7 protein-coding genes are annotated in these 9,768 nt (G+C 72.1%); 3 read left to right on the top strand and 4 right to left on the bottom strand.

Annotation, left to right across the window (positions count from 1 at the left end; all coding sequences use genetic code 11):
- Positions 1-265 precede the first annotated feature (265 nt).
- On the bottom strand, positions 266-814 hold the full coding sequence (locus MKW14_RS40530; protein ID WP_240871762.1) for a MarR family winged helix-turn-helix transcriptional regulator: 549 nt from the start codon (positions 812-814) through the stop codon (positions 266-268).
- A gap of 152 nt (positions 815-966) precedes the next feature.
- Between MKW14_RS40530 and MKW14_RS40525 the strand changes: the two genes are divergently transcribed.
- A complete protein-coding gene (locus tag MKW14_RS40525) occupies positions 967-2,229 on the top strand; it encodes an MFS transporter (RefSeq protein ID WP_240871759.1) in 1,263 nt (420 codons plus the stop codon).
- 78 nt (positions 2,230-2,307) lie between these two features.
- On the opposite strand, the gene MKW14_RS40520 is transcribed toward MKW14_RS40525, so the two are convergent.
- The 3 genes from MKW14_RS40520 to MKW14_RS40510 form a co-directional block, all read right to left on the bottom strand.
- Complete coding sequence (locus tag MKW14_RS40520) at positions 2,308-3,114, bottom strand: class I SAM-dependent methyltransferase (RefSeq protein ID WP_240871755.1); 807 nt, start codon at positions 3,112-3,114, stop codon at positions 2,308-2,310.
- Positions 3,115-3,181: 67 nt separating this feature from the next.
- Complete coding sequence (locus MKW14_RS40515) at positions 3,182-4,843, bottom strand: ATP-binding SpoIIE family protein phosphatase (protein WP_240871752.1); 1,662 nt, start codon at positions 4,841-4,843, stop codon at positions 3,182-3,184.
- Positions 4,844-5,118: 275 nt separating this feature from the next.
- Positions 5,119-6,510 (bottom strand): NAD(P)/FAD-dependent oxidoreductase, encoded by a 1,392-nt coding sequence (locus MKW14_RS40510; RefSeq protein WP_240871765.1) that lies wholly within the window; start codon positions 6,508-6,510, stop codon positions 5,119-5,121.
- A 383-nt stretch (positions 6,511-6,893) separates the two neighbouring features.
- On the opposite strand from MKW14_RS40510, the gene MKW14_RS40505 reads away from it, so the two are divergent.
- Both MKW14_RS40505 and MKW14_RS40500 read left to right on the top strand, forming a co-directional pair.
- On the top strand, positions 6,894-7,649 hold the full coding sequence (locus tag MKW14_RS40505) for a TetR/AcrR family transcriptional regulator (RefSeq protein ID WP_240871748.1): 756 nt from the start codon (positions 6,894-6,896) through the stop codon (positions 7,647-7,649).
- A gap of 744 nt (positions 7,650-8,393) precedes the next feature.
- On the top strand, positions 8,394-9,768 hold a 1,375-nt coding region (locus MKW14_RS40500; protein ID WP_240871746.1), incomplete at its 3' end, for a sigma-70 family RNA polymerase sigma factor.

Here is a 9,768-nt window from a genome sequence, read left to right as displayed (position 1 = left end):
AGAGGGGGTTGTCTTCCCGGCCGTTGGGCCGTTCCGACGTCTCAAACCTTAGCTGATTCTCTCGGCGATTCCCAATCGGGCTACCGGGCTCCGAATCGAATGGAATTCGGGCGCGCCGAAATCAACCCGTTCGGGAGATCGTGCTGAAGGTTTGTGCCGCTACCGCGGCGGGAGGTGCTGCCGCAGAACCGTTACGGCCCGGTGGCAACCCGAAGAACTTTACGGATCCTGCCGAGGGCTGTCAAGTGCCCCTTGTCAAGATCTTTTAGTCCAGGTCGGTCAGGCGTCCCCCCGCATCCGGCTGGGCGTGTTCCACCCTGCGGAGGAGGCGAGTGAGGACGTCTCCCAGGGTAGCGCGCTCGTCGGCGGAGAGGTCCTGGAGCAGATCCTCCTCGAAGACCGTCGCCAGACGCATCGCCTCGAGCCACTTCTCCCTGCCCTCCCCGGTCAGTTCGACGATGACGCGGACCCGGTTGGTCTCGTCCCTCTCCCGGGTCACCAGTCCCTCGCCGACCATGCGGTCGATCCGGTGGGTCATCGCGGCCGGCGTCAGACCGAGCCGCTTCGCGAGGTCGCTGGGGCCCAGACGGTAGGGGGCGCCGGAGAGGACGAGCGCCTTGAGGACCTCCCACTCGGCGTTGCTGATGCCGAGCGCGGAGGTCTGGCGGCCGTAGGCGACGTTCATCCGGCGGTTGAGCCGGGCCAGCGCGGAGACGATCTTCTCGACCTGGGGGTCGAGGTCCCGGAACTCCCGCTGGTACGCGGCGATCTGCTCGTCGAGCGTCGGCTCCGTGACGCCGGGGGTCTCGGCCATGTGCGCAGTATCGCACGCAGTCGCTTTGCCTCGAAGTCCTTGCCTCTGTAGCCTTTAGCCTTGAAATTTATCTTCGAAGTCTTCGGTTCTAAGTACTGAGACACTCCAACTACCTGAGAGAGGTGAACGTGACCAGGGCGAGGGGCGCAGCGATGCGCCGGATCCATGTGGGCAACGCACTCAGCGCGTTCGGGCTCGGCTTCACCGTCCCGTACCTGTACGTCTATGTGGCGCAGGTGCGAGGGCTGGGAGCCATGACGGCGGGGATGGTCCTCGCGGTCTTCGCCGTGGCCGCGCTGATCGTGCTGCCGTTCGCCGGACGGGCCATCGTCCGGCGCGGTCCGCTGCCGGTCCTGCTCGCCGCCCTGGTCACCGCCGCCGTGGGCGCGCTGAGCCTGGGGCTGGCGGGCAGCGCGACGGCCGTACTGCTGTCGGCGGCGGCGCTCGGCGCCGGGCAGGCCGTGATGCAGCCGGCGCTGGCGACGATGATCGTGGACTGCTCGACCACGGACACCCGTTCCCGGGCTTTCGCCATGCAGTTCTTCCTGCAGAACCTGGGGCTGGGTGTCGGCGGGCTCATCGGCGGCCATCTTGTTGACTCTACGCGCGTCGACTCGTTCACCCTGCTGTTCTCGATCGAGGCCGCGGTGTTCCTGGCGCTGGTCGCGGTGATGGCGACCGTGCGGGTACCCCGCGCGCCGCGCATCGAGGACGCCCCCGGGCGGTCGGGCGAGGGCGGCTGGAAGCAGCTGCTCGGGAACCGGGCCATGGTGCAGCTGTCCGTGCTGGGCTTCGTGCTCTTCTTCGCCTGCTACGGGCAGTTCGAGTCGGGGCTGAGCGCGTACGGCGTCGAGGCGGCCGGTATCTCGACGTCCGCGCTCGGCACCGCGCTGGCCGCCAACACGCTGATGATCGTCGTCGCGCAGTTCGCCGTCCTGCGGTTCGTCGAGCGTCGGCGGCGGTCGCGGGTGATCGCCGGTGTGGGGCTGATCTGGGCGGTGGCGTGGCTCGCCGCCGCGTACGCCGGGCTCGGGCACGGCAGCCAGGAGATGGCGACGGCGGCGTTCGTGTCGACGTACGCCCTGTTCGGGCTGGGTGAGGCGATGCTGTCGCCGACCGTCGCCCCGCTGGTCGCCGATCTCGCGCCGAGCGGGATGGCCGGGCAGTACAACTCCGCTTTCGCTCTGGTGAAGCAGCTCGCGCTGGCGGTCGGGCCGGCGGTGGGCGGGCCGCTCGGTGCCTCGCTGCCCATGCCGTACGTCGTGACGTTCCTGCTGTTCTCGCTGGGGATCACCTTCCTCGCGCTCCGGCTGGGGCGGCAGCTCACCGCTGTACAGGACCGGCCGTGGCTCGGCCGGAGTCGGGTGGTGGCCCGGGGTGGGGCCGCCGCGGAGCCGGTCGTCGCGGAGGCGTGAGCTCGCGGTACGCGTGGGAAGCGGCCGTCACCTTCGGGTGGCGGCCGCTTTTTGTGCTGGTTCAGTCGCAGCGCCGGTTCAGCGAGTCGCCGTCGCCAGGGTGGCCGTGAAGGCGAAGGTCGTCGTGGCGTGGGCGGAGAGGCGGGCGGTGAGGGCCTGGCCGGCGGCCGTCAGGGCCTGCGCGCCTTCCGTGTCGAGGATCTGCTGGGCCCAGGGCAGGACCGAGAGGTGGCCGGGAGCGAACTCGGCCAGTGGGGGCAGGCTGATGCCGAAGGTGAGTTCGTGGGTCCTGGGGTCGTGGAAACCGGCCGTGTGGAGGGCCGTGGTGAGGCGGTCGGGGGTGCAGGCGAAGGCCGCGGCGAAGGAAGCCGCCGGGTCGGGGCCGCCGTACTCCTCGATGACCTCGTGCTGGGCGGCGAAGTACGGGCTGGTGAGGGCGGTCGGGGACCAGACGGTGGCGGCGAAGCGGCCCTGGGGGCGGGTGACGCGAGCCGTTTCCTTGAGGGCGGCGGTCAGGTCGGGGAAGAACTGGGCGCCCTGCTGGCACACGACCGCGTCGAAGGTTGCGTCGGGGTAGGGGAGGTCGTCGGCGGAGGCGGCGGTGAACTCGATGTCGGGGTAGTGGCGTGGGTGGTGCGCCACGGCCACCTTGAGCATGGCCTCGTTGACGTCGACGCCGTGGACGCGGCCCGCGGGACCGACCTGGGCGGCCGCGGCGCGGGCCGCGAAGCCGGTGCCGCAGGCCAGGTCGAGGACCGTGTCACCGGGACACAGGTCCACGGCGTCGAGCAGCGCCGTCACGAACGGCGTCATGATCGGTGCGAGGTACTGCTCGTAGCGTTCGGGGGCGGTGCCCCTGAGCTGGAAACCCGGTTCGTCTGCCATGGGGAGCTACTAGCACCGGGAGGCGGGTTCGCCTAGATGGCGCGCGCGGGGCCGGGGCGCGCGCCGGTCAGGTCGCTCCCTTCGGCAGAAGGAACTCGCACCACACCGCCTTGCCGCCGCCCGGTGTGCGGCGCGAGCCCCAGTTGGAGGCGATCGTCGCCACGATGGCGATGCCGCGCCCCGACTCGTCGCCGGGCTCCGCGCGGCGGCGGCGCGGGAGATGGTCGTCGCCGTCCGTGACCTCGATGATCAGGCGGCGGTCGGTGCGGCGCAGCCGCAGCCGCATCGGCGGGATGCCGTGCTGGAGGGAGTTGGCGACCAGTTCGCTGGCGGCGAGGACCCCGAGGTCGTGCAGGTCGGCGGGGAAACGCCAGCTGGTGAGGACTCCGGAGGCGAAGGCACGCGCGCGTGGGGCCGCTTCGACGCCGCCGAGCAGTTCCAGGGCGGCGTTGCGGAAGAGTTCGCCGTCGGGGCCGGTGCGGGCCGGATGCTGGAGGACCAGGACCGCCACGTCGTCGTCGTGGTCCGCCGTCACGCCCGCGGAGCGGACCAGCCGGTCGCAGACGACCTGGGGGGTGCCGGTCGCACCGGCCAGGGCGCGCTCCAGGGCCGCGATGCCCTCGTCCAGGTCCTCGTTGCGGCGCTCCACCAGGCCGTCGGTGTAGAGGACGGCGGTGGAGCCGGGGCCGAGGGGGATCGAGCCGGAGGCGTGCATCCAGCCGCCGGTGCCCAGGGGCGGGCCGGTCGGTTCGTCGGCGCGCAGCACCACCCCGCCCTCGTCGCGGACGAGGATGGGGAGATGGCCGGCCGAGGCGTACACCAGGCGGCCCTCGTTGGGGTCGTGGATGGCGTAGACGCAGGTGGCGATCTGGTTGGCGTCGATCTCCGTCGCCAGGCCGTCCAGCAGCTGGAGGACCTCGTGCGGGGGCAGGTCCAGGCGGGCGTAGGCGCGGACGGCCGTGCGCAGCTGGCCCATGACGGCGGCCGCGCGCACGCCCCGGCCCATGACGTCGCCGATGACCAGGGCCGTACGGCCGCCGCCGAGGGTGATGACGTCGTACCAGTCGCCGCCGACCGCGGCCTCCGTGCCGCCGGGCTGGTAGGTGGCGGCGATGCGCAGGTCGTCCGGCTGTTCGAGTTCCTGCGGGAGGAGGGAGCGCTGGAGGGTGACCGCGGTCTCGCGCTGGCGGCGTTCGCTCGCGCGCAGGCGTTCGGCGGCCTCGGCGTGGTCGGTGACGTCGGTGGCGAAGACGAGCACGCCGTGGCCGTCAGGGGACTCCCCTTCGGTGACCGGGGTGCAGCTGAAGGTGTAGGAGCGGCCGTCGGGGGCCTTGCGGGACTTCAGGGTGCGGGGTCTGCCGCTGCGCTGGACCTGGTCGAGCAGGGGCAGCAGGCCCAGTTCGTCGAGCTCGGGCAGGGCCTCGCGGGTGGGTTTGCCGAGCGGGCGCGGGCCGAACGCGGCGACGTAGGCGTCGTTGACGTAGGCGACGCGGTGGTCGGGGCCGTGGACCAGGGCGACGAGGGCCGGGACGCGGTCGAGGACCTCACGGACGGAGAGTTCGTCGACGGCCGGCACGGGGCGGGTGTCGTCGGTGAGTTGTTCGGCGCGGGCCGCGGGGACGGAGCCGGGCTGCTCGGACTGCCGGTTGGGGAGGGCCACCTGGTCGGTCCGCGCTGCGGCGCGGCGCTGCGTTCCGGGGAGCCGGGCGCTCCAGCGCGTGAAGTTCACGAATCCTTGCCTCGTGTCGTCGTCTTCGGCGTCTGCGGCCGGCTCCGGGGCTGGCCGGAGGGCTGGGGGATGACGCCCCCGGGATGCAGCACGGTGGGGAAAGCCTCTTGGGTTCGAAGGGGGCGGATTACGAAGGGGCGGGGGTTCGAAAGGGGCGGAGGTTCGAAGAGGGCGGGCTGTCGCTCGCCCGGATGGCGGGGATCAGTCTGGCAGTGTGGCCTACCGGGGCGACATCCGTCAGACGCCCACCCGGTCGGTGGAGTTCCTGGGTCTGGTCAGGACGACCCCTTCGGGTCGGTCGTCGAATCGGTCGTCGGGTCGGTAGGAGGCTTTCCACCGGCCGCGAGTTCGAACTCCGCACGGGGATGTTCGAGTGAACCGAGCGAGACGATCTCCCGCTTGAAGAGGCCCGAGAGGGTCCATTCGGCCAGGACACGGGCCTTGCGGTTGAACGTGGGCACCCTGCTGAGGTGGTAGACGCGGTGCATGAACCAGGCAGGGTAGCCCTTCAGCTTGCGCCCGTAGACATGCGCGACACCCTTGTGCAGACCGAGCGAGGCGACCGAGCCGACGTACTTGTGGGAGTACGTCTGAAGGTCCTCGCCGCGTAGCGCGTGCGCGATGTTGTCGCCGAGGACGCGGGCCTGGCGGACCGCGTGCTGGGCGTTGGGGGCGGTCTCCGCGCCCGGCTGCTCGGCGGTGACGTCGGGGACGGCGGCGGCGTCTCCCGCCGCCCACGCGTGCGTGACGCCGTCGATCGTCAGCTGGGGGGTGCATTTCAGCCGACCCCGTCCGGTGAGCGGGAGGTCGGTCGCGGCGAGGACGGGGTGCGGCTTGACGCCGGCCGTCCACACCAGCGTGCGGGTCGGGAAGCGAGCCCCGTCGCTGAGCACGGCGACCCGGTCGAGGCAGGACTCCAGGCGGGTGTTCAGTCGTACGTCGATGTTGCGGCGGCGCAGTTCGGTGACGGTGTAGCGGCCCATCTCCGCGCCGACCTCGGGCAGGACGCGGTCCGAGGCCTCGACGAGGATCCACTTCATGTCCTCGGCCTTGACGTTGTGGTAGTAGCGCGTGGTGTAGCGGGCCATGTCCTCCAGCTCGCCGAGCGCCTCCACTCCGGCGAAGCCGCCGCCGACGAAGACGAAGGTGAGCGCGGCGTCGCGGATGGCCGGGTCGCGGGTGGAGGAGGCGATGTCCATCTGTTCGATGACGTGGTTGCGCAGGCCGATGGCCTCCTCGACCGACTTGAAACCGATGCCGTGCTCGGCGAGGCCGGGGATCGGCAGGGTGCGGGAGATCGAGCCGGGCGCGAGCACGAGTTCGTCGTACGACAGCTGTTCGGCGCCCGCTCCCTCCTCCTCCGTGGCGAGGGTGGTGAGGGTCGCGGTGCGCTTGCCGTGGTCGATCGAGCGGACCTCGCCGATGACGACATGGCAGTGGTCGAGCACCCGGCGCAGCGGTACGACGACGTGGCGCGGGGAAATGGCGCCGGCCGCCGCCTCGGGCAGGAACGGCTGATAGGTCATGTACGGGTCCGGGGTCACGACCGTGATCTCGACCTCGCCCCGCCCCAGTTCCCGTTTCAGCTTCCGCTGCAGGCGCAGGGCCGTGTACATCCCGACGTAGCCGCCGCCGACAACGAGAATGCGCGCACGTTCCTTCACCATCCCATGACGCACCCAGCGCTTGAGTTTGTCCACAGCCTCGACCATGTGTGTGACCGCGGGTCGGGGATCTCCGGAGTTGGCCGAATTGCCCAAGTAGTGAGGAGGAGTGCAGGTCAGTGGGTGTGCGCCGGGGAGTACCTGGGGGTGCAATCGGGACTTATACCACCCGTGGTCCGATCGGGGGGCGCTCCGTGCGGAACCTGCCCCTTCTGAATTGACCCCCTCTCAACTATGTTCGTGTGTCGACGGGGTGTAGGGGGAAGCGCTTCATCGGATCCGAAGTCCGCGACGGGCGGACCGGTGATCCCGGCCTCCCCGCACGCTCCGCCTTTCCGATGGCGGGGAGAGTCTCCGGGGGGAGACGTCATTACCGGGGGAACGTTATGCATGTTCAGGACTCTCATTGGTCGTCCGCGCTCGCAGCGGGCGGCATGGTGAGCGCAGCCGCGGGCAACGGACGCGGGGACGGGCCGCGTACGACGCCGCTGCGCGTGGACGCACAGCGCAATCTGGAGCACGTACTGCGTGCCGCGCGCGAGGTCTTCGGCGAGCTGGGATACGGCGCGCCGATGGAGGACGTGGCGCGGCGGGCGCGGGTGGGTGTGGGGACCGTGTACCGGCGGTTCCCGAGCAAGGACGTGCTGGTGCGGCGGATAGCCGAGGAGGAGACCTCGCGGCTGACCGACCAGGCCCGGGCGGCGCTCGGGCAGGAGGACGAGCCGTGGTCCGCGCTGTCGCGGTTCCTGCGGACGTCGGTGGCGTCGGGGGCGGGGCGGTTGCTGCCGCCGCAGGTGCTGCGGGTCGGTGTCGCCGAGGAGCGTGGTGACGCTTCGGTGTTCGACGAGGCACGGGTACCGCAGCAGCGGGGGCCGGGCGCCGGGGGCGCCGGGGTCGGCGCCGGGGAGCTGCGGCTGGTCTCCGAGGACGACACGGGGGCCGCGGCGCTGCTCGAGGTCGTGGGGCAGCTGGTGGAGCGGGCCCGGGCGGCGGGTGAGCTGCGGGCCGACGTGTCCGTGTCGGACGTGCTGCTGGTGATCGCCACGGCGGCGCCCTCGCTGCCGGATGCTGCGCAGCAGGCGGCGGCGTCGGCGCGGTTGCTGGACATCCTGCTGGAGGGGCTGCGGTCGCGGCCTGCGTGATGCTGACGCTGTCCGCGGGTGGGATGCGCATGCGACCGGCCTTCGGCCGGTTCCGTGTTCCCACCCGCACCACCCGTGCGGCTTTCGTGGTCGGGTGCGGGTGGCCCTTGCGGGGCGGATGCGCCGTCGGCGGCTACGGGGCGGTGGCGGTCCTGCGAGGCCTTGAGCAGTCCGGCAGGCCCGTGAGCCGTCCGGCAGGCCCGTGAGCCGTCTGGCGGGGCCGTGGGCGGTCCGGTGCGGCCATGATCCGTCATGCGGGGCCTTGAGCGGTGAGCTGGCCGTGAGCGGTGTGCGGGCCGTGAGCGGTCAGCGGAGCCTCGAACAGTCAGCGGGACCGTGAGCGGTATGCGGGCCGTGAGCGGTCAGCGGAGCCTCGAACAGTCAGCGGGACCGTGAGCGGTATGCGGGCCGTGAGCGGTCAGCGGAGCCTCGAACAGTCAGCAGGACCGTGAGCGGTATGCGGGCCGTGAGCGGTCAGCGAGGCCTTGAGCAGTCTGCGGGCCGTGAGCGGTGTGCGAGGCCGTGTGCCGTGTCTCCGTCCGCCGGGGTTTCTGGGGTGGCGGCAATCGTTGGCTTCTGGGCGTCGGTGGAGGGTTCCCCGTTTGGGTGACGGCTAGTGCTGGGGGGTGGGAAAACCCCACGGATGAGTGGATGGGGTGTACTCCGGGGGCCTGAACAAAAGCCAATATGGCACTCTGACCCGGTGTTCGGGACGGATCAGGCCGGCGGCGGGGGCATTCCGCGATGAGTGTTGACGGGCGGGACGGGTCACAGGGGGACGGCGACCCGGAGGCCGGTGGTTCGCCGCAGGTCCCGAGTCAGGGCGGTCGGCCCTCCATCCCGGCCCAGGCCGGTGAACCCGTCGAGGGCAGCGTCCCCGCCCAGCGCGACCGGCGCGAGGACGGCGCCGTAGTGCCGTCGGCGAGAAGCCTGCCGTCGTCGGACGCCGAGCTGATCGAGCGGATGCGCTCGGGCGACGACACCGCGTACGAGGCGCTGTACCGGCGCCACGCCGACGCCGTGCGCCGTTACGCCCGCACCTGCTGCCGGGACGCCCACACCGCCGACGACCTCACCGCCGAGGTCTTCGCCCGCATGCTCCAGGCCGTACGACGCGGACACGGACCCGAACACGCGGTACGCGCCTATCTGCTCACCACCGTCCGGCGCGTCGCCGCCACCTGGACGAAGTCCGCCAGGCGCGAGCAACTCGTCGACGACTTCGCGGTGTTCGCCGCGCAGGCCGCCCGTTCCCCCGAGGTCTCCGAGGACGCCACGGGCCTCGACGTCGGCGCCGACGTGCGCGCGATGCACGAGGCCGACCAGTCGCTGGCGATGCGTGCCTTCCGGTCGCTGCCCGAACGCTGGCAGGCCGTGCTGTGGCACACCGAGGTCGAGGACGAGTCGCCGAGCGAGGTCGCCACCCTCTTCGGCCTCGACGCCAACGGCACGCGCGTGCTCGCCAGCCGCGCCCGCGAGGGCCTCAGGCAGGCCTATCTGCAGGCCCACGTCAGCGCCGCCCTCGTCGGCGACGAGGAGTGCGCCCGCTACGCCGACCGGCTCGGCGCCTACGCGCGCGGCGGCCTGCGCACCCGTGCCGAGCGAGGCTTGCGTCAGCACCTCGAGGAGTGCGCCAAGTGCCGGCTGGCCGCGGGCCAGATCAAGGAAGTCGCCAGCGGCATCCCCGCCGTCGTACCGGTCGCGGTCATCGGCTGGTTCGGCGCCGCCGGGTACGCCAAGGCGCTCGGGCTCATCGCCGGTGGGGCAGGCGCCGGAGCGGCGGGTGCCGCGGGCGCGGCCGCTGCGGCGAGCGGCGGTTCGTCCGGCGGGGCCGGCGCCGGCGGGGGCGCGGCGGCCTCCGAGGGGCTGGGCGCGCCCGTGAAGGCGGGCATCGCCGCCGGTGTCGTCGCCGTGGCAGGCGTGGCCGTGGCGCTCGCGCTGGCCGGGAGCCACAGCCCCGCCAGGAAGCCGGACTCCAAACCGCCGGTCTCCTCATCGGTCGTACGTCCCGAGTCGCCGACGCCCGCGCCCCCGAAGAAGCAGCCCGCGCCGAACCCCCCGGCGCTCGTCCCCGTGGCGGACGCCTCCACCCCGGCGCCCACGCGCACTCCCGCGCCCC

Source organism: Streptomyces gilvus (assembly GCF_022513565.1).
GTDB lineage: Bacteria > Actinomycetota > Actinomycetes > Streptomycetales > Streptomycetaceae > Streptomyces > Streptomyces gilvus.
This window is presented reverse-complemented; position numbering and strand designations above follow the sequence as displayed.